This is a genomic window from Cryobacterium sp. TMT1-3 (genome assembly GCF_004402315.1).
Classification (GTDB): Bacteria; Actinomycetota; Actinomycetes; order Actinomycetales; family Microbacteriaceae; genus Cryobacterium; species Cryobacterium luteum.
The window spans coordinates 150,428-173,376 of the sequence record NZ_SOFW01000039.1 but is presented as its reverse complement, the minus strand read 5'-3'; the positions used below and the strand labels follow the sequence as shown (position 1 = coordinate 173,376).

Sequence of the window (22,949 nt, the reverse complement as noted above, 5' to 3'; positions counted from 1 at the left end):
CGACCGACCTGCCGATGTCTTCCTTACCAGCGTACCCCACGGCGATCGGTGAATCCTGAATGCCAGTTTCACCAGAGCACTACCGCCGACCAGGACAATCCGTTCCGTGGGCAGCACGTCAGGCAGTACGCCGTTCGTTCAGGCGGCGATCGGTGTATCTGTGGGCGCTTTGAGCGTCTTCTGAGTCGTCCACGCACGAATTGCAATGATGCCAGCGAATATCCCGATGCCGGCAAGCACCGCTGCGGTTGGTGCCAGCCCGAGCAGGGCGCCGAGTATCCCGGCGAGAGGGTAGGTGACGATGAAGCAGGCGTGAGAGAGCGAGAACTGTGCGGCAAAGACGGCCGGCCGATTCGTCTCATCGGACGAGCGGCGCAACAGTCGTGCCGACGGCGTCAGGATGAGGGCGGTAGCGGCGCCGAGCGCGAACCAGATCACGAGAAGACCAGACCAGGTCAGGATGGTTACGGGTAGGGCAACAACGCCGGCGAGGGCCAAAAGCCCCACGGGTAATACAGCGCACCCGAGCAGCATGACGGTTCGGTCGGCTAATCGCTCGAGTACCTGCGGCAACGCGAGCGCGACGAGCATGGACCCGAATCCGTAGCAGGCCAAGGCTAGGGCGAAGTCGGACTGTGCCCGGCCGAAGTGGCTTTGCACGAGAACGACGGTATTGACAATGACCATGCCCGTCGACGTGGCGACGACCATATTCATGGCGAGGAGGGCGCGCAATTCCGGTGTGCGCCAAAAGACGCGCGCACCGCGGGTGAGGCGCTCCCAGAACGGTGTCGGAGGGAAAATTTGATGGGCCGGCAGGGTTGCGGTGAGCACGAGCGCGGCAGAACCAACGAATCCGACGACAGTTCCCACAAACAATGAGTGGTAGCTGACCACGGTCAGCAGAGTAGCAGCCAGGATCGGGCTGAGCAGTGATTCGAGGTCGTAGGCCAAACGGGACAGTGACAACGCCCGGGTGTAGTCACTCTCCTTTGGAAGCACGGCCGGGATGAGGGCCTGAAATGCCGGGGTGAAGGTAGCCGATGCGGCCTGCAGTACGAAGATGAGAACGTAGATCTGCCAAGCCTCGGTGACGAACGGCAGGGAGAGGGCGACGGTCGCGCGCAGCACATCCGCTGATACCAGCAAGGTCTTGCGCGGCACGTGCGCAGTCAATGCGGAGATCACAGGGGCGATGCCGACGTAGGCGAGCATTTTGATGGTCAGTGCGATGCCGAGCACGATGCCGGCGTCGCCGCCGGCCAGGTCGAACGCGAGCAGGCCCAAAGCCACGGTGAGCAACCCGGTGCCGACCAGCGCCACGATCTGCGCGCTGAACAACCGGCGATAGGTTCGGTTGCGCAGAACCTCAAGCATGAGCGCTCACATCGTGGCCATTTGCAGCCCGCTTAACCGGATTCCGGTGGTGCGTCGGTGTTCCCTCGACGGCATGCTGAGCCTGGAAAATCGCATCCGCGACGAGCTGGCGGGCATGCTCATTGGTCAGACGGTAGAACACCCGCGTGCCCTCTCGGCGCGTTGCCACGATGCGCCCGAGCCGCAGCTTCGCGAGGTGCTGGGAGACGGCAGCTTGAGACTTATCGACCGTCTCGGCGAGCTCGTTGACCGACAACTCCGTGTCGCGCAGGGCCAGAATAATGCGAATGCGCGTGGCGTCGGAGAGCATCGCGAAGACCTCCACCGCCAGCTCCACGTACTCCCCATCCGAATCCAGCGTGCACATCTTCTTATCTGCATTCATACGCAGATTATTGCACAATGCACCCTCGTTGCGCTGCCGGTGCTAGTCGGGTTGAGATCGGCGGTCCACTCCCGGTTGAGAAGCAGGTGGCCATCCACGGCCTTGTGAGCGTACTTGCGCGTTTGCCCGCAGTACTAAAATCACCGCTTGGCAGCCCGGTCGCTGGAGACAGTGCGTTCGTTGCCGGTACCCGACCTGAGACACATGCTTACGGTCGTGGTGCCCGTTCCCTGTAGGTTGATCTGCCAATTCAGGCCAAGAATTTTCTGCTGCACGGTGTCAAGGGCAGCAGCCGGGCGATTCAGCGTGTCTGCTGTTGGATTGTCGATGTTGGGTCGACGCACGGTGTTGGGTCGCGCCCGAACCGTCAATTCACATGGCAACGAAAAGTCCCGGCAAATCTTGCGATCTACCGGGACTTTACGTTTCGATGGGTCGGGCTGACAGGATTCGAACCTGCGACCCCTTGTAGGTTCTAGCCTAAATTCTGTCATTGCCGAAAGTTCCCGAGAACCCGCGGATTCCCTCGTGTTTACAGGGAACCGGGCGGTTCGCTGCCTCCAATTCTAAGTCATCATTTTGGGTCATTTAGTGATGAATGTGATGAGTAAATGATGACCTCATGAATCGTTTTTGGCGGGCGCACAGTCGGGGAATGACCGCGGCCCTGACGCGGTCCATGACGCTGACCGGCGCACCGCGCATCGCCTCGGCAGCCAAGTTGCAAACCCCGCCCACGCGCTCGTTGCCGGCCGAGCCGTTTCATGAAAGAAGCCCCGGTTCGCCGCCACTGGGGAGAACACGGAGCTCGGGCAACTCGCCATCTAAACTTGTTCGAGCGAAAGGAACCACCATGAGCATGGAAGGCGCGGCCTGGAGCTCGCTGCACAAGATGTCGAGCGCTAGGGACAGCAAACGCGGCTTCTCCCGTGAGTCCGTGAGGCGGATCATGACGTTCGCGGTGCCCTACCGGTCTAAGCTGCTGATCTTCATCACCCTCTCCACCGTGGGAGCTTTCCTCGCGGTCGCGACGCCGGTACTCGCCGGCCAGGTGGTCGACGTCATCGTCGCCCAGGGCGCGGTCACCACGATTGTGTGGCTCGCCGTCGTCATCGCGCTCGTGGCCGTGGCCGACGCCGCCGTGTCACTCGTGACGCGCTGGTACTCGGCGCGGATCGGTGAAGGCGTGATCCTCGACCTCCGCACCGCCGTCTTCAACCACGTGCAGAAGATGCCGATCGCGTTCTTCACCCGCACACGAACGGGCGCCCTCGTGAGCCGGCTCAACAACGATGTGATCGGCGCTCAGCAGGCCTTCAGCGGCACGCTGTCCGGCGTGGTCACGAACGTCGTGGCGCTGATCCTCACCCTGATCGTCATGCTCAGCACGTCCTGGCTCGTGACGGTTCTCGCCGTGATCATGCTCCCCATCTTCCTGGTACCCGCCCGCCGCATGGGAGGCCGCCTCGCCGCGCTCCGCCGCGAGGCCGCCGACCACAATTCCGCCATGAGCACGCAGATGACCGAGCGCTTCTCAGCGCCCGGCGCCACCCTCGTCAAGCTGTTCGGCCGGCCCGACGAGGAGGCCGAGGAGTTCCGCGTCCGCGCCGCCCGTGTCCGCGACATCGGGGTGCGCACCGCGATGCTGCAGTTCGTCTTCTACACCGCACTGATGCTCGTCTCCGCTCTCGCCCTCGCGCTCGTGTATGGGCTCGGCGGCTTCCTCGCACTAGCCGGCCAGCTGAACACCGGTGACGTGGTCACCCTGGCGCTCCTCCTCACCCGCCTTTACGCGCCGCTCACCGGCCTCGCAAACGCACGGGTGGAGATCATGAGCGCGGTGGTCAGCTTCGAGCGCGTCTTCGAGGTGCTCGACCTTGACCCGCTCATCAAGGAGAAGCCCGACGCCGTCGCCGTGACTGAAGGCCCGGTGTCCGTCGAGTTCGACAACGTGCGCTTCGCCTACCCGTCCGCGGACAAGGTATCTCTCGCGTCTCTCGAGGAGGTTTCCACATTGGACACCCGCGGCGGTGAGGAGGTGCTGCACGGCGTGTCCTTCAGGATCGAGCCGGGTCAGACCGTTGCCCTCGTTGGTTCGTCCGGTGCCGGCAAATCCACGATTGCGCAGCTCCTCTCGCGCCTGTACGACGTCGACAGCGGCGCCGTGCGCCTCGCGGGGACGGATGTCCGCGATGTCACTTTCGTCTCCATGCGGCACACCCTGGGCATGGTGACGCAGGACGGCCACCTGTTCCACGAGACCATCCTCTCCAATCTGCGCCTCGCGAGGCCGGAAGCGTCCGACGACGAGGTGTGGGACGCCGTCCGCCGTGCGCGGCTCGAGCCGCTCATCCGGTCCCTGCCCGACCAGCTGGACACCATGGTGGGCGAGCGTGGCTACCGATTGTCCGGGGGTGAGCGCCAGCGGATGACCATCGCGAGGCTCCTGCTCGCCCAGCCGCGCGTCGTCATCCTCGACGAGGCGACGGCGGCGCTGGACTCGACGTCTGAGGCCGCCGTGCAGGCGGCGCTCAGCGAAGCGCTCAAGGGACGGACGGCGATGGTGATCGCACACCGCCTCTCCACCATCCGCAGCGCGGACCTGATCCTCGTGGTTGAGGACGGCTCGATCGTGGAGCGCGGTACGCACGAGGAACTGCTGGCTGTGGGTGGGCGGTACGAGGAATTGCACCGGACCCAGTTCGCCGTGCAGAAGAATGTTGCGGCGGATGCGGAAGCGCTAAGCGAGATCTAGTCACTGAGCACTTCGCCACCATGCGGTCCGGCGCCTGAGCCGGACGACCGACGAGTCGGTGGCGCTGGTAATCACGGCCGCGTAACCGACTCCGGCCCGGTGGCCTCACGTCAAGCGCCGGCGGAGCGCGACGCGAGTTGGCGAAGGGTGGCTTCGATGCCGGCTGCGTTCTGCCGAGGAAAGCCGAGCAGCTCGTAGACCTTTCCCTGAACGGCTGGGACGGTGCTGTAGTCAAACGTCTCAGTAACGCGCGTAGACGTGGGCGTGAGCGGCGTGAGTTCCCAGCGCCACCGGTGTCCCGCGGGGTGACGCCACTCTACAAGCCGACCGTCCTCGATGCGCGTCACCGTGCTGGTGATGCGATACGGGAAGCCGAACTGCTTCATCGCTACCGAGAATTTTGCGCCCTGGGTGAGCCGCCGCGGTCCCGACACCGTACCGCCGACGGTGCCCGAGCCGTCCAGCTCACCGTGACGGTGCGGATCAGCCACCAACGCGAAGATGTCTTCGGCCGAAGCCGGCACCTCAACAGTGCGCGCGATTTGGCGAGGCCCTTGCTCAACCTGTTCGACCGTCATACTGCTCAGCCTAGGTGGGGGCTGTCTCTTAGACGGTGTTTCCGGCCTGACGCGCTGCACGTGGGTCTTTCAGGAGCGGCGTCGATGCAACGTATTGCCGCTACGCGGGGTCGACAAGGGCGCCGTCATCCTCGTCGCCCCAAGACTCAACAAGCGTAATTCGCCCGCGCGAATCGCGAATCGAAAGCACGAGCGCAATGATCGCGGTCGCGATTCCGATAACGCCCAGGGGGTTCGCGATACCAATAGCGATATCCAACGCAGGCTGTGTGGATCCGCTGATGATTGTCTGCAAACCGCGAGGTGTTGAATCTGGAAGCGTGAGTCCCAGCAAGAGTCCGATACCGCTTGATGCAAGGAAAAACACGTATGTTATCGCGCGAGTTTCGAACCCTCGACGTGCCGTGCGTCGTACCGCGAGCCCCGTGAACACCAGCAAGGCGGCAAAAGTCACACCCAGCGTCGCCGCGTAGATGATGGTGAGGTCGCCACCGATCCCGAAGAGGTGGCGGCCGAAAGAGATCCACGCGGCCACCGCGATACCAGCAACCACGAGCACGTTACCCATGTGCCCTGAGCGCGAGGCACCAGGCGTCGCGCGAACTCGAATTACGCTGTACGTCATCACGCGCTCTCAATCACTGTGCTCGTTACAACCGTAGCCATGGAAGTGCTTGCGCGTGCGCACCTCCACAAATGGACAAGCCCGCGAACCTCTGTCGGCTGCTAGCGCGGATCTGTGACGAGCTTCCGGATCAGGGCGGCGAGTCGCTCCTGCGGAATTCCCGCCTCGCGTATCAGCGCACTCGTCTGAGCGCTGTCCGCGATGTTGTGGAGGATTCGGCCAGAGTCGAGTCGGGTGCCCTGGAGGTGGCCGTTCAGCGTCCAAGCGCCGATTCGGTCCTCGTCGTACGAGTTCGCGACGCTCAGCAGGTTGTAGAGGTCCGTGAGGTCCTTCGGTGCTGCTCGTGAGGTGGTGGCGTAGGCCTTCAGGCTGACCGCGATCTCGACCGATGGAACGCGGACTACGGAGTCGTGGCGGCTCCCATCGGTGAGCATGACGCCGACATCGAGAATGATGGGCTCCATCGCGAAAGCACGCATGAGGCCAGGAGCGGCGTCGAAGCCGCGTCCTCCGTGTTCTACCTTCACAAACTCATTCGTGCCGGACGGCACGAGCAGGTCGATCGCGAGGGGTCCCTTGGCATAGTGGTTGCCGCTCGCAGCAACGTATCCCGCGGCCGTCAGCGCACGGTGGATCTGCCCAGAGGCGGCAATCGTGGTTGATATGGCCGCGTCCGCGTCGGCCGTACGCCGGATGATGGCTCCCGCGACGGGGAATGCGGTCAGCAGCAAGCTGGCCATGTGGCCGCCGACGACACGGACATCCTCGAGGTGCGCGGTGATGCGGACCACGTCTTCTAACGCCTGGTAGGCGGCATCGTCGGCATTCGAGGTCGCGACCGTCTCCACCGAGCGTCGGATCGTCAAGATCCACCTCGTGCCAGCACCAAATCGCGGATCCGTTGAACAGCCTCATCCGCGTCCGGGCCACCCGTCCGCCTGACATCCCACGCCGCAATGACCGGATCGACGGTCGGCGCGTTGGTTCGTTGCGAACACGAGGCTGCGGTTGCCCAAATCGTTTGGTCGGCCGGTACGGTAAACGTGAGCGTGGCACGCGCATCTGTGGTCTGCGCGAAGCCAAGCTTGCTCAGGGCGATCCCCGACGAGGCGTAGATGACAGCATGTGCAGGCACCCGCCACGGCGCCAACTGGTCAGCTGCGGAATCTCCGGAGACCAAAACTTGGACTCCAGCGGATGCGCCAGCGGCCACAACCGCATGCGACTGGTCAGCGACAGCATCCAGCCCGTACCAGTGTGTTGTGATTCCTCCAGGGCCCACGTACTCAGCCATGAACCTATCCCAGAGCGCTAAGCGATCTGTCGCCCTCCAACCAGAAGCTGATCTCACAACAAGGCCATCGAGCGCTTTGTTTGACTTGGACACCGCAGACTGCGTCACGCCGGTTTCTTTCGCCAGTTCGACTTGGGATCGAGGCTCCCCGTCGAGGATGTAGGCACGCATGATTGCCCAGCGACCCCACGGGTTGCGTCGACGGCCAGGCACAGCCTCTGACGCATGTGCCTTCAGGATCGCGTCTGGCGACTGAATCTCCTCGCGGTCCCAGACAAGGAGTCGATCCCTGAGCGATACAACGCCCAACCTCCGATCGCGTTTTGCAGCGTCGATGAGGCCGCGACTTGCGACGGGCACGACGACTAAGACACGCTCGTGGGCATTCTCCAGCAAATGCAGGGCGTCCCATTCGTAGATCGTCTTTTGCCGCACCTTCACTTGCACTGCAGCGGTTTCGCCGTCGCGGCTCACGAAAAGGACAACGCCCCGACGCTCGTTTGAACGCACGGACACGTCGAAACCCGCCGCGATGAGCACGTCAACTACGTCAGACTCAGTAATCGCAGAAGCCGGCACCGTGATCCCCATATTCCTTTTAGTGAGTTGTTTCACTATAACTACTAGTGCGAGTTTTCTCTAGATAGAATCGAGCAGTATGCCGCGAGCCGGAGTCTCGATCTTTCCGTGGTCCAGTCCCGCGACGATCTCAGCGTCCACGGCGCCGGCTTGCGCGCTCAGCAGCATTCTGAAGGGCGCGGCTCAAGTCGACGATCAGACGCAGTGCGGGAGCCCATTTGTTGTCCAGCAGCAGTGTGTCCGACCGGACCAAGCCAGTCAGAGCGAGGAGGACGTTCGCAATCGCCCGGGGTGATCCGCAGACCTGTCGGACGCACTCGGTGATGTCGTGCCCTTCATCGATGGTCCGAATCATCTCGACCGTCTCCACGACAGTACGGTCGACAATCCGCACGTGAAATGCCTCCGGTTTTCGAGCCCGTCTGTCGTCGTACGCTGCTTTGCGGCAGCCAGGCCCACAAAAGACGCGCGGTCGTCCGGTGCCCGCGGCCGGCGGCAGCACCGCGCCACACCGGACGCACTGGGTCGAGATCGTTCGTCGGAAGGTGGATTTCCGCAGGTCGCTCATACGCAGCAGGAGCGCAAGGCTGCACCGTTTCGTCACCGACGAAACAGCCGGGCCCTCGATCTGCAAGAGGCGTGGCAACTCGAATTCAGAGTCCGACGCGATCGCTCGGGTACCGCGTCCTAGGCAAGGAGTTTCAGCGATTGGAGCCACTTTCAAGGCTGCGGCAAGTCGGTGGTTGATCGTGGCTGCCTTCGGACGCAGCGCCACCGTTTTGGACGACGTCGAGCTCTGGGACAGGTTCTTCGTCCGTGCCGGGAATGCGAATCTTTGAGAGTGCACGAAACGGAGAAAACGGCGAACTCGCAAGTCGGCAACAAAGAACCAGTGGGCGCTTCGGACGACGCATTTCAGAAGGATCCGCCACTGTTCACTATCCCCGGTACATGCGCCGACTTTAGATACCGGCCTTCGCCCTTCGTTCGGCATCGACGAGGTCTGTCACCCAGTCCCCCTTGCGGTCCGCTTTATGGCTCTAACCGGATAACGGGAGGAACCTACGCATCATGTGCCAACTAAGGCCTTGAATATACAGCTCCCACCCGATCGCAGCCTCTACTGATTCCGTTTCAGCGAACCAGGTCACAAGATCGTGCTCGGCGAGACCGGCAATTACTGGAGCCCATTCATCACGCCTCGGCATTCCCGACGGCTCTTGTCACTTGGTTGAACCGAGGACGGATGAGTCCGACGCCCGCCTTAAGGGTGCAGCAGCTCGGAGTCTGGCCAGTCCTCCGGGACTAGAGCAGGAGGTTTTGCCCACGGCTGCTCGACCAGCGCGGCCTGGAACCAATCGTCTTTAAGGTTGGCGTGCTCGGTCACAATAAGCTGGAATCCGGGATTCTCCACTTGAACGAACCGTGAAAGTAACTTGAATAGCCGTCGCACTGCCATGAGGTCTGCGTCGGCCTCAGTCCGCTCAACTGAGCCGTCAGCATCCTTGTACCGTTCCTCCGAGGGGAAGTACACCTGAGTCGGCTGATCGATGAGCAGAAAGGAAGGAATCGGGCAGCCGTTCTTCGACGCGTAAAGATGGAGAGCCAAAATCGCGGCCAAATGGTACGCCAAGTGGTTTTCGCCTCCGCCACTACGATCCATGAAGACTGGACGCCCGGGCCGATCGATGACTACTGACAGCTTTTTGAGATCGAGTCGCGCTGGAATCCCGCGAAATTCTGCTTCCAACACGTCGATGTAGCGGGAGACATCCGAGGCAATAATATTCAAGATTGAAGCAAGTGCATCGTCACGATCGTCCCGCCCAATTTGCTTCATGAGTCTGTCGACTCGGTTCCTAAGCTTTCGGTTCGCGTCCTCCGCGTCGGAGACTTCGCTCTCGGAAACCAGGTTTTCGAGGAACAAGCTCACCCGCCCAACAACCCTGGCCGCGGCGATATCGCGAGTACGCATAGCGGCCATCCGTTCGTCCGTCTCCACCAACGCGGAAAGCTCCGCTTCCTTTCCCTGAATCTCTTCAAACGTGCGGCGCACTTGGTCATTAAGGCCCGCCAGGAAGGCGTCGAGTTTCGGCTTTTCCCCCAGCACATCTTCCATCTCTCGATCCAGCGATTCGAGTTCGGCCAGGAGTGCCGTCGCAATCGGTTCACTCATCCCAAGGTTCTGTTGAGCAAAGGGCCATTGCCACTCGCCCGTCTTGGGGTTTCTAGGGAACGCATTGATGGATGAGAGCCGATCTCGTTGCTCCGCGGCTTCGTTCTCGAACCCCCCGGCCTTACTCGAATATTTTCGAACAGCATCTAGCTTGTATTGCAGCTCGCGCCTACGCTTTCGTAAATGCTCAATTTCGGTCGCGAGCTCTGAAGCACGGCTTCCGCCGTCGCTCGAAACCAGCGTCGTCTCAGGGCCCCAATGTTCGAGCCCGCGTAGCGTTTCGATCCGATCCACATCGACGTCGCCCGCATTCAAAATGCCGACGGCCTCCGCCTCGGAATACAAGCTGATGGCCGTAAGGCGAGATTCAGTACTCGAGCCTTGTATCAGGTCAAGCCGTTTCTGAGACAGCGCCAGATCCCGTTTTGCTACACGGAGCTTTGACTCAAGCGAGTATCGATCTGCGGAGTCAATCCCTAACAAAATTGGAAGAGTGTCTCGAATGCTCTGCGGAATGTACGGTTCGTTCTGACGATAAAAGAGTTGATCCTTGTTAGCGACCAGGCCTTGTTTTTGGAACAGGTAGTAGAGCGTGTGTTTGATATTTGCCGCGTAGCTTGGACGGCTATTTCCCACGGGAACGTCAGTACGGTTTTCGGGTATCCCTAGGAGCCTAGAGAGAAGCGAAGTGACCGCTCCGTCCTCGGTATTGGCACTCAGTTCGGCAAAGTTGGGAACGGCGACTTCCTTGCCTCTCCGCGCCATGGCAGAGCTGGAGCTTTGAGCCTCGCCTACTGGTGTCTGCTTGGCGATCAAGACCTCTTCGTCAGTGAACTTGAAAATCACTGCAAACCAAGCGACCTTGTCTCTGATCACTCCCTCAGGAACCTTAAATTCCGAATTTCCCATGCAGTATTCGATGATCTCGGATAGTGCAGATTTGCCGGTCGATGAACGCCCTGTAATTACATTCAGGCCAGAGGTGAAACTGAGGTCTCGCCGACGGCCGTCGTGGCTGTAGATGTGAAGTGATTTGATTCTCATGGGCGAATTCCTAGCGTTGTATACACGGTGGCTCTGTCGCCGATTCGAGCGAATTCCCGTCCAATGTTCCTTGCAATTCGCTGGCAAGAAACTGATTCCGTCGTGCCGGTGACTTGGCTCCGTAGCTTCCTCTTCACGGTGCGCAATTCCCCGCTAGGTGAGACCGATAGACAGCCTTGCTGTGCCAGAAGGCCAAAGGCTTCATGGACGAACGGCAGGAGGTCACGCACGCGCCTATCGAAATCAACAAGTATCTGTGGATTCGCTTCAATCGTGGTGAGCAGGTGGGTCTTTGGATTCAGTGCGAGCGTCTCCCGAGTATCCCGGTGAAGGCTCAGGGGCAGCACAAGAAGGGATAGAGAAAACGGCATACCCCTCGAATCAACTTCCTCAAATCCCTTCAAGGCTCTGTGCAAGACGAGTCCGCAAAACGCTGGGTTGAACAAATTCCTGATCTCGAGTGGCCGCTCAGCCCAGGGCTTCATTTGCTCTCCGCCAAGGCTTTGCCCACGAGCTCGAGAAACAGTGGGTGCCAATATATTCTCGGGGTCGGCCGGGCATTCGCCAGCATGTGAAAACCGCCTCGGACTATGTAAGGTTCAGTCACTCGCTCCCTGATGCGCAAAGTGGCCAGATTTCCGCTTTCTAGATCGGCCCACCGGTAGAGTGCTCGGCCTGCTGCCAGAAGTGTTGGATGCGCACTATCTTCGTCGAGTTCCTCGAAAACCACGTCGCGATACCTGCTCCATTCGTCCACAAGTCGGTCCTCGAAACGTTCCATTTCTCCTGCTACAAGCACATTTTCTCTTGCCCAGACGGACCGCTGTTCGAATGCACGGTAGTAGTCGAGAATCGCATTCCGAATCCGATCGGACTGAACGCCAATTTCGCGCAACTGGACCACGAACTGCCGACCGTCCGTGGTCGCGTCGATCTCGCCAACAGGGAACATCCCCGCGAAATGTATCGGTAAATTCTCGGATGTGTACTCACCTGCCAGAGTTGAAAGCTTGTCAGAAAGTTCGTAGCCTGAGACGGCCTCCGATCGACGCCCCGCAAGTAAGTCAACCGTCAAATCGTTCCACCAACCTTCAAGGCGTTCGAAAATAGCCGGTCGGAATCTTCTTTGAATGCTCCGCATGTGGACATCCATGATTTTCTGGGGGATGTCAGATATGCGCGGAGCCGAATCGACGATCACGATTCTGGAGAAAAAGTCCCTCCGTTCCGTCTCGTCAAGAGGGCTAATTTCAGTCCTAATCTCGGCGCCCAGTTTCGAATTCGACTTCGCTAGAACTCCTAGAGCGTCCTCGGCGGTTTGCGCATCGTCGGCGTCAGTTCTTTCCGGCCTGCTGACGAATACACGCAGAAATGATGTCGCCGATACCTTGGCCGTCGTGAAGAGAAAAAAAGTCAGGTTCGCCTCTAGGCAGCCATCTCTTTTGTACCTCGTTACCCAAATCCGGACCGACTTCCAGAAGTCGGTGGAAAGATCCGTCAGACGGTCGCCTTCAGCTTTGTGCTTCAGCGAGGCTAGCGCTTTAGCACCGGTCTCATGAATGAAGTCGAGATCGTCGTCTTTCTCAATGAGAAGTTCTGTAGATTCAGACAGTTCGAAGAGCCTGAGCAGCGCGAAGCGGGGTTGGTAAATATATCCAAGCCCTTGCTCACCCGCCGAGTACTTGTCTTTCAGGGGATCGGTCACCGCGACGATCCATTCTGAAGCTTGGGCGGGGACGGACTCTCGCTAAGAAGGCCACTCATCCGATTCCCCATTTTTTGCTCCTCGATGGGCTCGGGTGCGGACAATACCCACAGTTCGCGACCCTGCCCCGGTGGCTCAGCCCCGCCAACTATCTCGACGGTTCTCAACTGACTTTACTGACAGGCCAACATCGAAATGGACCGCTGGACAATTGGTGCCCACCCCAGTCGTGGGGCCAGAAACTGGTGGGTGTCGCGATGGACGCAGCCGCGAAGCCGTGGCAAATGTCTTCCTAGGAGATTCGACTCGTTTACACGCGCTCAGGCCACTGCATGCCTCGACGGCGCCCCGGGGCCTAGCGTTTCTTGCCCCCGATCCCCGGCACGGACACGACTTGTGTCATCCATGCCGCGATCTGGCCTTCGTCGAGGTCGCCCAGGGACTCGAGCTCCACACCCCGCGTCGACTTGCCCATCCCTACCGGTGTCACCGGCGGTACCGGCTCGAGTGCCGTGCCGTTGATGAACATGAGCTTGATGTGGCCGGCGAAGCCGCCGCAGCTGAAGCACCACCCGTCGCCTACTCCGTAGTACGCCATGCCCCACTTCACAGAGCGCTGAAGGTTGGGCAGTGTTTTGGCGGCGAGTGCGTCGATTGCTTCGATAATGCCGCGCTGCGGCTGCGGAAGGCTGGCGATGTAGGCGAAGACGGGCTTATCGCCGACGGCCGCTTTGGCGGGGCTCGCGCGCCCAGTCATAGCTTCCGGCAATGTCCACGACGCATCGCCAGACACCGCAATGCCTTTGGCCGGCTTTTGAACTTCGCTCTTGCCGCTCTCGCTGCTGTCCATGGCGAGATGCTATTCCTTCAGCGTCGCCAAAAGACGATTGCGCATGCTCAAAATTCGGTGTATCACTGAGGATAGTTCTAGTCGGCACCCTCGGTACCGGAACGAACGTGAACACGGGATTCAACAAAAAGTCCAGATCAGACGGCGGTGCCACCGTGGCACCACCGCAACTCTTGCCAAGCTCCGGTCGAGAAGTGCGGCGGGGGTCGGGCAGCCTATGGCCTGACTTGAAAAAAACCCCAGATTGGACGGTGCTGCCACCGTGGCAGCACCGTGTTCACTCCTCATCTTTCGCAAACGCGCGGTCGAGAAGCGCGGCGGTGGCCGGGTTCACCAGCTCGCTGCGTTGGATGTAATGCTGCACCGTGATCCTCGTGTCCGTGTGGCCGAGCAGCTCCGCGGCAAGTTCGATGCTGGCGTTGGTGTTAACCGCGGTGGCGACCGTGCGGCGAAACATGTGCGGTGTCACTCCGTTGATGCCCGCTCCCTCAAGCACCTGTCGCAACTGACGACGCACGTTTGCGGTCGTCAACGGAGTGCCGTCGCGGGACTGAAACAGCAGCCCATCTAGGCCCAGACTCCCGAATTTGGCGAGCCGCCGGCGCACGGCGTCGGCGGTGAATGTGGGCAGTGCCACAACACGCGTGGACTTCGCGGTTTTGGGATGGTCTTGCCGGAAGGTCAGTTCGCCGTTGCGACTGACGATGGTTCCGGCCAGGCGAATGGAGGGCACGGCACTGGTGATGTCGATGTCCCGGCGTCGGATGGCGAGAACCTCACCGATCCGGGCCGAGGTGCCGAGCATCACCTCGATGATCGCGCCGAGCTGGCCATCGGGTTTGGGGCCAGAGATATGGTTGACGGCGCTCTCCCAGTGCGCGATCGCGGCACGGATGGCGTTCACCTCTGGGGCGGTGAGGGCATTGGGCACGTGCGGCTCTCGGTGGAGGCGGGCGACGTGGTGCATCGGGTTGCGGGGGAGTACCTCGTGCCGCACCGCCAGTTCCAAGGCCAGCCGCAACACGACCCGAGCCTGTTTGGCCCGGCTGTAGGAGAGCTTCCCGAGCTGCTTGATGTATTTGTCGCACCGGGCCACGCCGATCTCCCGCAACGCCAGGTTGTCGAAGCTCGGTGAGACCAGGGTGCGCATATTGCGCTCGTACAGGTTGCGGGTGGTCCGGGAGATCCGATCCTCCAGGTCGATGTCTTCCAGCCAGTACGTCACCAGGTCTTTGAACAGGCTGTCCGGTGACAGGCTCGTGTCGGCGGGTTGAAACAGGTCCCGATTGGCGAGCTTGGTCTTCAGCGCCCGCTCGGCGGCGTTAGCTGTGGTGCCGGTGGCTTGCACGAGGCGCGCGTGGCCATCCCAGTCCCGGTATCGGGTTCGCGCCGCGTACCGGCCGGTCGGTGTCTGGCGGGTGTTGATGTCGCCGAAGGTGCCGATCGTGAGCCTCTGCCGGGCCATTTCAGCTCACCGCCGATCGGTGCGCCTGGGCTCGCTGGGGGAGGGCTCGCGCTGCTGGGCGATCCAGGCTCGCACGTCGGAGATCGCGAACTTCAGATGCTTGCCGAAACGGTAGGCCGTGGGCCCTTTGCCGTGCACCCGCCAGTCGTAGACCGTGGAGATGGGGATGCCCAAATAGGCCGCCAGCTCGGCAACGTCCATCAGAGGCTCGAGCCCCCAGCCGTCGGTGGGAGGGGAGGTCAGCTTGTCGTCGTGGATACTCATGCCCAGAAGGTGCGCACGACGATCCCGAACGATCGGGACGTACCGAAACCGACGTCGTCGACTCGCACGACACAGCCGAATCACCGTCTCTAAAACGCGCAAAGTGATGACCTAGTGATGACTTAATCAAATCTTCAACCTAAAAAGTCCCGGAAACCCTTGAGTTTCCGGGACTTTTGGTGGGCTGTTCGCGAAACCCGTCAGGGCACGGAACTCAGGCGTCTGTCAAAAGCATTTTCCTCCGCCCTAGGACACTTTTTCCTCTACTTCTGTTTCTTCGCCTGACAGCGACGAACGGGGGTTCTGCAGTTGCTGTAAAAGCCTCGACCTGCAGGGCAGTGGTTGCTGGCCATGGTGCTATCTGGATAGGCGCCCGCAACTGCAGGCGCGTGCCTGTCGGCCTAGTTCTCGTCCCGGGCCGCGTAAACCTCGGCCGTGAGCCCGCGCATTCCGGCACGCATCTCTACCAACAGCTCCTGCCGGTCTCGGTCCCTGACTTCATGGAGAAGGTACCTGATTTGGTCGCCGTGGGTGCGCCGTTCTTCGTTATCTCGCAGGGCGTCGCGTAGGCCAATCGCGGTGAGCTCCCCGCCCAGAGCTTCCGATAAATTTATGCGCACGTTTTGCGCCGTTCCAGAACATTTGCTGCACCAAGGCCGGTCAATGGCTTCGAGGATAGTGAGCGGCTCGCCGTAGAGGTAGACGCCGACCTCGAGGTAACTGTTCGGTCGGTGAACCGGGGTCCTACTGACCGCATTGCAGGCGAAAGTCGTGCCCCAATGCTTCGTCCGCGCAGTACCGCCGGACGAATCGACTACCGATGGGTTTGGGCGAAGGACGCAAGCGACAGTCGCTTCACCATATATATCCGGAACAATCGCGTGGAGCGACAGCGTCCCGTTTCCACAGAATTGGCAGTACCCGGTCTTCTTCAGCGATTCGGCTAATGCAACGGAAACGGCAAGGTCCTCGACCGTCGGCGCGTCGACCAGGGTCGTGAACGCCCGTTCGCCCGAACCTATTTTGTGCGGTGGGTCTTGCTCGATGAAACCCGTGCCGTACGGGTTTGACCGGAGCCAAGTCCGGTCAGCCGAGTTCCATCGCAAGCGAACCCCCGACCCGTGGTCACTGTAAAGAACGACAGCGAACATTTCAGACAGGATGCTGGGAACTGCAGACGGGGGGATTTCTGACATGAAGCCATCATGCCGTAGGGCGTCACGAGGACTGGCACAGGGAAGGTTAGTCTCCGCCTACGTCCGAACGCGTGACCTTGAACTGCGCTCGCGTTAGACAGCGTGCAGCAATGCGCGCAACTCGTTCAGGCCGTACTCTCTCTCAAGTGACGGCTGAGGTTCGCCAGGAACGACTGCAGCGAGAGCGTGAAGTTATTCGCGACCTCTTCAAGAGCAACAAGTCCTAACCTATTCAACTCGCAGGGTGTTTCACGAAGCGCAGGCGCATGACGCCGGGCCAGTTCTACTAGTCGGGCCGTTCGCGAAGCCCGTCAGGACGCGGAAGCCAGGTGTCGAGCGAATTCGTTTTCCTCCGCGGGCTGACGCTATTTTCCTCCAAACCGACTCTCTGAATTACGGGAGCCAGCGAGCAACGGGTATTGCCCACCGCCGGCGCATGCAACCGCGGCCACAACCCATGCCGATGTCGGAGCGTAGATGGAGAGCGAAACTGTAGCTGCTCTATGACGACTGAATGACCGCAGGAGACGCCGCCAGAGTGGCCGTCCCGCTCGGCTGATTGTTGATTTTCGATAGGTCATCGCCAAGCGGCACTCGATACTGAAGACGATTTGGCCAGAACCATCTCCGGGCGAAGCCAAAGGTCTGCCGCCGCCACCTCAGCGTGATGCGAAGCTTCGACATCTCGAACATGGTGGCATCGCCGCTCATGTATGGACGGATTCGCCGGTCCTGCAGGGCCCGTTCATCTCGCCGCACATGCGCCTGTATCAACACTTGAATCTCTCCACCAGGTTCAACGCGAAGGCGCCCTTCAGAGGGGAACTCGCGTAGCCCGTCGAGGTGGGGTGCTCGCATCACCGCATGGGAGTCCTCGGCCGCGGCCGTTCCGACGTTCCGGAAAACCAATGCAATCATATTGAGCTCGGAATTGCAGTCCCGAAGCAGGATTCGGTTGAGTGACCATCGCACCCTTGGCCTGTAGACAATGGACCACGCCACGGTCCAGACGAACGAGATGATTCCGACGACTCCACCTACGACCCCGAGCAGCGCTGCTGATTCGGGTAGTTTCAGAATGTCCATCCGTTCAGAATACTGGTACCGAAGTAGCGCATTGCCACGCTTTCGGTCGGAAGTCCGGGCCCCAAAATTCAATGCGGATGCAATCCCGTGTGAGCTTGGATGAAGCCTTCTCGCGCACGTCAGGAGACACCACGCGAAGCGACCTATCATCATTTATCGGCACTCCGACGACGAAGGAATTCCCGCGGGAATCTGGCCGAGCGCGTTGCCGAAGAAAGCAAAGTTTGAGAGAAACGCACGCTGACATCCTGACTCGCCGATGCATTTGCAGAATAAGGCTATCCGTCTGTTCGTGCGATGCGCATAACCAATCGCAAGTCAGCCCGCGAACCATGGAGGGTCGGTTTTTTCAATACGTCGGACTCTAGTCCTCGGCTTCAAGTGCGACCTGTTCCACCACAGTCATCACTGAAAGTCCCGTGGACTTCACCGCAGTCGCAAGCCAAGTGTTTGCTCCCGCGAAGACCAGCCCGCTCGCGCCTTTCGGGTCAACTCGCAGAAGCTGAACCGGGGCTCCTCTCCGAGCACCTGCCTGAATCGCCGCTTCGGGATTATCGCTGAGATGAACATAGACCCGGGACATCGAACGAAGTCCTGCGCGTGCCTCGAAAATCGAAGCTAAACGGTCACTCGTGGTTGCGTGGTAAAGCTGCTTGGGGGCTTTTGCCTCACCGTAGTCGATTCGCATATCGACCGAGTGACCGTAGAGAGCGCGAATCTCAAGCCCATCTAACTCGAAACGTTTTTCCCCCATTGCACCTGCCACAACCAGGAGTTGGCTGGGAGTCACCCGATGACCACTGGCTTTGAGTTTTTCGGCCAGGTCCTCCGCGTACATCCATCCCCCCCGAACAACAAATGCATCTGCATCGTGCCTCAGGTGAAATGCCATGGCCTTGCTGATTCGCATCTTGTCAGCTGGTGAAATCGAGTTGTAGCGCGTTGGGTCTGAAAGCCCGGCCTTCACAGACCAGGCGACAGCGATGTCATCGGCCCACGCCGCAACGTCTGCGAATTCTGACGACGCCGAAAGTTCCTTCAAAAGCTTGAATCCGTGTAGCCGAAGGGAGTTTGTTCCGGTGGGGTCAGTCAGGAGGCTGACTGCTCGCGCAGCGGTGCTCGCTTGATAAGCCTTTCTGCTCATCTCATAATCAACGTCCATTCCGAGATTTTCGAGAGCACGGACGTAGAGCGAGTGCAACTCGTTGCGACCTGACCAATCGTCCGGGGCGTATATCGGCGAATCGTCAATGAGTTGGGCCAGCTCATACATTGCGGGCCTTGAACCCACCGTCTCAAGGTCCACTGCGAGTATTCGAGCATCACCATCGACAAGCCAGTTGAGGGAATGTGCGTCTCGCCGCGGTAGCGCGGGCATCGACTCAACAAGCGACCACCACTTGGCGAAGGAAGCTTCGCCATTCGGCGTAATTGCTCGGAGCCACCGGCCCAGTTCTTTCGTTTTGATGTCACGTCGCCCGTGGCGAGGCTTCATTCTTTTCGCCTCGTTAGCGTGGATGAACGCCAAGAACTCGACACACGACTTCAGCACTCTGGCAGGTGAACCTGTTTGTTCCGCCAAAACTGCCCTCAGCGTCCTGCCGCTGAGATATCGCCGGACGCTTATGACATGCTCGACGCCGCTTTCGTGCCCATCGATGTGCTCGCTCATTAGATGCTCGACGACTCCGAAACGGGCTTCGAGTTCGGCGTCGCGAATGTCTATGCTTAGAGCTCGCGCTCGAGACAGGTCGCGTTGCTGGCTTTCCAAGGACATGTCCTTCAGAATGAAAGTTTGGCCTGATACGCCCGAGTAGTCGTCCACAGTCACAACGCCTCCCCGACCGCCTAGGCCTCGGCGACGCAGCTCCGGACTTGCAAGAGCGCACTTCGCCGCCATTCGAAGGATGGCTTCAGAATTACCGGTGCGCACCGCGCGTAGCAAATCGACGTTGATTGACGGGACCGCCAGAACGTTCGGAAGAGCACCGTGCTCCTCAATTTCCGTTGCAAGGAGCACCAAGGGCGACGGCGCACCGCTATCCGACAGGTGCTGTTCAATAAGGATATCAATCCCTCGGCGTCGCAAGTCCACTGCCGATTCAATCCGCGCGAGTAGCAGGTAGTCCTGCGCTTGCGCCAGTCGAGACCGCATTCCGGCAAGGGCGTCCTTCTGCGCAACTGGGTTGCGTAAGCGAATCGCCTCCCTCAATCGAGGTGCTCGCTCGGCCCCTCTTTTGTCGTGGCGTGCCAAACGGGAGAGAAGGTCCGCTAGGGAATCGCGATAGGCATACTGGCCGCGATTCGCGGCTGGAGAGAGAGCTCCCACAAGCGCGTCCGCGGCTTGAAAGAGGATTGGCGGCATATCCGTGTTGGTGACTCTCAGAGCAAATGGGAGTTTCATTCCGCGTAGGGTCAGGTCGTTCAAGAGGGAGGAGCGTTCAGTGAGAAACTCCGCGATTGCGGCGAGCATCCGGAATCGGACCTCGAACGTCAATTCCAGGTCGATATCTTTCAGCCTTGCCAATGATTTTCGCGCGATGGCGAGGAATTGCTGTCGCGCGCGCTCTGTTTCCGCGTGTTCGATTAGATTTAGCCAGACCTCAGCAACATTCAGATGCCAAGTTCCCCAATCATTGTCAGGAACGTCCTGGGTATTTATCCAACTCGCGATGTCCGTGAGGACGTTCTTGTCGCTGCCCTTCCGGTACAGCTCGAGACTCGCCTCAAGATGATAGGACGCGGCCGAGATGTCGAATGACCGCTCAGCCGCAGCTCTAAGATATCCCTGCGCCGTTTCTAAATGACCGACCTCGACCGTTGAAAATCTCGCGGCGATGACGACGACTTTGCCAAAATCGCGTTCTGCCGCGTGCCGATTCTCGACTGACCAGGTAAGCCCTGCGTCGCTCCCGGGTTCAATCCCGATGAGTTCCTGCAGGTACTCACGAGCGAGATTCGCGGCCCGCGCGAGCACTACGGGCATATGAAATGGAACTGTGTAAACATTCTGCACGAGCGCAGCCGATACCGCCCGCCTAGCCGCCAAGAGACTATTGACGTACGAGCCTCGAGAAGAGCGCAGATAGGCCCCGATGCCATCTCCCCGGGTGCTGAGCTGTTGTTCCTTGATGAGCGCTGACAACAGGTTTGGCGGCGCCAGCTGACGACTCGCCCCCCAGAGGCTCGCTAGCGCTGCGGATGTAGTGCCTCGTCCTACCCATTGCGCAACTGAAACCGAGCCTTCAACCTCAATCCATTGCTTCACCGAGGGCAGAAGACTGATGTCGATTCGTTCAATCGACCGAACGATGTGAGGAAAGTCGGTCTGGACCTGCAGGACGAGCATTCGAATAGTTGGTTCTTCGCGAGGTCCACTGAGTCGCGCGGCCAGCTCTGAAGGCGTCGGAATCGTCATGCATTACGTCCAATCGCAGCGCCGTTCAAGTCCGAACTAGGCGCGTTCAGAATGAAGAGACGGTCTCGGGGATTTGCCAAAGTTTTGCTCTCTGTTTCGTTCGACTGACGCTGGCATCGCCTTGGCTCCCCAACTCCGGTACCAATCGCTGTGAACCCGCCGTTGGACCAAGAGGCCACTACTCTCGAGACTATCGAACCCTCTTCGGCCGGCGTCCCTCCTTTAATCACCAGTCCAGGGGGCATTTCCATTCGCGTTGATGCAAATCTTCACGCCTAACGAATATCCGGACGACATATCGATAGCGTCCCGCCACCCACAACGCCGCCGGTTATGTTTGTCCGCGGTCAGGTCCCACGGGGGTGCGAACCCGGCGTCACCTTCCGATTGTCCGGACGCTTCTTTGCCCCCGAGACCACGGCGAGATGGTTCATCCACTTGCTTAGTGCGAAGCGCTCCGTCGCAGCCCAAACGGTGATGTGCCCACACACGCACTCCAGCCGGAACGCGCGGAGGGCGACGGAATGCTTCGTTGATTCCTTCTCCGTCAGCTTCGGCGGCGGACTCACATGGACCGGCGCCGAAGCACGTAGGGTCTCCCACCCGGGAAACCGGTTCATCATTGTTCTCCTCGGTCCAGCTCCATGTAGCTCCAGAAATTCGACCAGCCTCGAGGACCGACTGTCACCCCACACGCCGGACCGCCCATGCACGGCGTGCCGACAGCTACCACCGTGCGCCGGATTCAGTGGCGACGAACACCGGGAATTTCCCGACTGACGCCGCCCTCTCCACGTAACCCTCGTCTTCCAGACGATAGAGATATCTCGAGATGAGTTTGAAGGCATCCGGCTGACCCATCTTTACTCCACGCCGCACTATCTGCTGATAGGCATCACGGACTCCAAACGGCTTGTCATATCCGGCGATGAAATCGAAGTACACAACGCACTGCCACCGAACGAGCAGCCCATCGGGTTTGGTCTCAATGCGCCCCCGGAGATATTCCGTGAAGTAACCCGTAATGAGGGCAAGCGCTTCGCTGCGGCTCCACCGCTGAACATTCCCCAACGCCTCCCTAATGCGCGAATGTGCTTCCCCCCGTTGCTCCGCCCACCGCTTCTTCCGCTGGGCCTTCTCGTGCGCTCTCCGCTCCCGATTCTCGGCGACTTGAGCACGCGCGTCAACGTTGTGGGTGCGAAGCTCGTCCGTCTGTTCGTACAACGCTGCCAACCAATGGCTGGTCAGCCCGCGAACCATGGAGGGCCGGCATTCTCCGAGTGGTAGAAGCTCCAGCACTGCACGTCGACTCATGTCCCAAACGGCGGTCCGCTCGCCCCAATAGCTCTCATGTTCCACGCTGTAGCGGTCGCCTTCACCCACGGCGACACCGACCACTTCTAACTCCGGGTTGAGGAAGAACAACGCACTTTTGGAGTGGAGAACGGCTTCGTGCGTCGGGCTGAGTTTCAGGAACTCGTCCGAGTCGAATTTCAACTGCTTGCCGGTGTGCCCGAACAACCAAACATCGACGATGCCCTGCCCGCGATACGAGTCGTGACGATGCCGCCACGCATCCGGCGTGAGTGGGCTGTACTGCACCTCGAAGGCAATCCGGTCCCCGTGCGGCCCGGTGAGGAGGACATCGGCCTGACGCTCACCCTTCTCGTTGGTGTACTCCTCCCGAACCGCAACCGAGTTCGGATACGCCTCGGTCAGCCAGGACTCGACGAGCGCACAACCCTGCGAATGAAATATTGACTCCCGAGAATGCCCCCCTTTCCCGGAAAGGTGCTGCAGCCCGTCGCGTTTTTTCGTGCGGTGGGCGGTGGTCAACTTCGAGTCGCATCCCGGGACGGGGCAGACGACGTGCTCCTTTACGAAGCTGCGGAACTCAGTGGCCGTGTCGTCCTCGAGATGCCACAGCTCGCCCGTGTTTTTGACCCGACCCCAAACGAAGACTGCCTCTCCGCCCTGAAATGCGGCCAGGCCTGCGCGGTGCTCTTCAGCGAAGTGCGCAGCTCCATTCGTTGTCGCGGAGAAAGGCACCTGCGGACCTGCCTGCAGCACGTCTTCTATAACTGTCAGCGCGAGCGGGTGTTCGATTCGAGCCTCCGATATATAGCTGACCGGCATGTTGTATCCCGCAAAG

General features: G+C 60.2%; 17 protein-coding genes. 1 reads left to right on the top strand and 16 read right to left on the bottom strand.

Annotated features, from left to right (window positions below):
• Window positions 1–138 precede the first annotated feature (138 nt).
• Window positions 139–1,377, bottom strand: coding sequence for an MFS transporter (locus E3O25_RS14430; RefSeq protein WP_092111490.1), 1,239 nt, complete (start codon window positions 1,375–1,377; stop codon window positions 139–141).
• Entirely contained in the window at window positions 1,370–1,762 is a 393-nt protein-coding gene (locus tag E3O25_RS14425; RefSeq protein WP_092111488.1) for a metalloregulator ArsR/SmtB family transcription factor, read from the bottom strand. Before E3O25_RS14425 ends, E3O25_RS14430 begins: the two co-directional genes overlap by 8 nt.
• Window positions 1,763–2,615: 853 nt before the next feature.
• Between E3O25_RS14425 and E3O25_RS14420 the strand changes: the two genes are divergently transcribed.
• Window positions 2,616–4,517, top strand: a complete 1,902-nt coding sequence (locus E3O25_RS14420) for an ABC transporter ATP-binding protein (protein ID WP_092111487.1) — start codon at window positions 2,616–2,618, stop codon at window positions 4,515–4,517.
• 110 nt (window positions 4,518–4,627) lie between these two features.
• Here E3O25_RS14420 and E3O25_RS14415 read toward each other — a convergent pair whose 3' ends face one another.
• The 14 genes from E3O25_RS14415 to E3O25_RS14350 form a co-directional block, all read right to left on the bottom strand.
• Window positions 4,628–5,095 carry an SRPBCC family protein gene (locus E3O25_RS14415; RefSeq protein WP_134361483.1) on the bottom strand — a complete coding sequence of 156 codons (468 nt, stop codon included), beginning with the start codon at window positions 5,093–5,095 and terminating at the stop codon, window positions 4,628–4,630.
• A gap of 100 nt (window positions 5,096–5,195) precedes the next feature.
• The gene (locus tag E3O25_RS14410; RefSeq protein WP_241984066.1) at window positions 5,196–5,663 is read right to left on the bottom strand and encodes a hypothetical protein; all 468 of its coding nucleotides are present in this window, start codon (window positions 5,661–5,663) and stop codon (window positions 5,196–5,198) included.
• Between the two features lie 158 nt (window positions 5,664–5,821).
• Window positions 5,822–6,586 (bottom strand): hypothetical protein, encoded by a 765-nt coding sequence (locus E3O25_RS14405; protein ID WP_134361482.1) that lies wholly within the window; start codon window positions 6,584–6,586, stop codon window positions 5,822–5,824.
• A complete protein-coding gene (locus E3O25_RS14400) occupies window positions 6,583–7,629 on the bottom strand; it encodes a helix-turn-helix domain-containing protein (protein ID WP_134361481.1) in 1,047 nt (348 codons plus the stop codon). The genes E3O25_RS14405 and E3O25_RS14400 overlap by 4 nt, the downstream gene beginning before the upstream one ends.
• Window positions 7,630–8,857: 1,228 nt before the next feature.
• The gene (locus tag E3O25_RS14395) at window positions 8,858–10,813 is read right to left on the bottom strand and encodes a DUF3732 domain-containing protein (RefSeq protein WP_134361480.1); all 1,956 of its coding nucleotides are present in this window, start codon (window positions 10,811–10,813) and stop codon (window positions 8,858–8,860) included.
• Window positions 10,810–11,298, bottom strand: coding sequence for a three component ABC system middle component (locus E3O25_RS17955; RefSeq protein WP_134361479.1), 489 nt, complete (start codon window positions 11,296–11,298; stop codon window positions 10,810–10,812). Before E3O25_RS17955 ends, E3O25_RS14395 begins: the two co-directional genes overlap by 4 nt.
• Window positions 11,295–12,518: an ABC-three component system protein gene (locus tag E3O25_RS14385; RefSeq protein ID WP_134361478.1), complete on the bottom strand. Its 1,224-nt coding sequence runs from the start codon at window positions 12,516–12,518 to the stop codon at window positions 11,295–11,297. Before E3O25_RS14385 ends, E3O25_RS17955 begins: the two co-directional genes overlap by 4 nt.
• Window positions 12,519–12,873: 355 nt before the next feature.
• The gene (locus E3O25_RS14380) at window positions 12,874–13,368 is read right to left on the bottom strand and encodes a DUF1801 domain-containing protein (RefSeq protein WP_134361477.1); all 495 of its coding nucleotides are present in this window, start codon (window positions 13,366–13,368) and stop codon (window positions 12,874–12,876) included.
• A 277-nt stretch (window positions 13,369–13,645) separates the two neighbouring features.
• Window positions 13,646–14,833 carry a tyrosine-type recombinase/integrase gene (locus tag E3O25_RS14375; protein ID WP_134361476.1) on the bottom strand — a complete coding sequence of 396 codons (1,188 nt, stop codon included), beginning with the start codon at window positions 14,831–14,833 and terminating at the stop codon, window positions 13,646–13,648.
• Between the two features lie 6 nt (window positions 14,834–14,839).
• On the bottom strand, window positions 14,840–15,097 hold the full coding sequence (locus tag E3O25_RS14370; protein ID WP_241988610.1) for a helix-turn-helix domain-containing protein: 258 nt from the start codon (window positions 15,095–15,097) through the stop codon (window positions 14,840–14,842).
• 401 nt (window positions 15,098–15,498) lie between these two features.
• Window positions 15,499–16,293, bottom strand: coding sequence for a hypothetical protein (locus E3O25_RS14365; RefSeq protein WP_134361475.1), 795 nt, complete (start codon window positions 16,291–16,293; stop codon window positions 15,499–15,501).
• Between the two features lie 501 nt (window positions 16,294–16,794).
• Window positions 16,795–17,379: a hypothetical protein gene (locus tag E3O25_RS14360; RefSeq protein WP_134361474.1), complete on the bottom strand. Its 585-nt coding sequence runs from the start codon at window positions 17,377–17,379 to the stop codon at window positions 16,795–16,797.
• A gap of 364 nt (window positions 17,380–17,743) precedes the next feature.
• Window positions 17,744–20,797 carry an RNA 2'-phosphotransferase gene (locus tag E3O25_RS14355; protein ID WP_134361473.1) on the bottom strand — a complete coding sequence of 1,018 codons (3,054 nt, stop codon included), beginning with the start codon at window positions 20,795–20,797 and terminating at the stop codon, window positions 17,744–17,746.
• Between the two features lie 726 nt (window positions 20,798–21,523).
• Window positions 21,524–22,933 carry a competence protein CoiA family protein gene (locus E3O25_RS14350; protein ID WP_134361472.1) on the bottom strand — a complete coding sequence of 470 codons (1,410 nt, stop codon included), beginning with the start codon at window positions 22,931–22,933 and terminating at the stop codon, window positions 21,524–21,526.
• Window positions 22,934–22,949 lie beyond the last annotated feature (16 nt).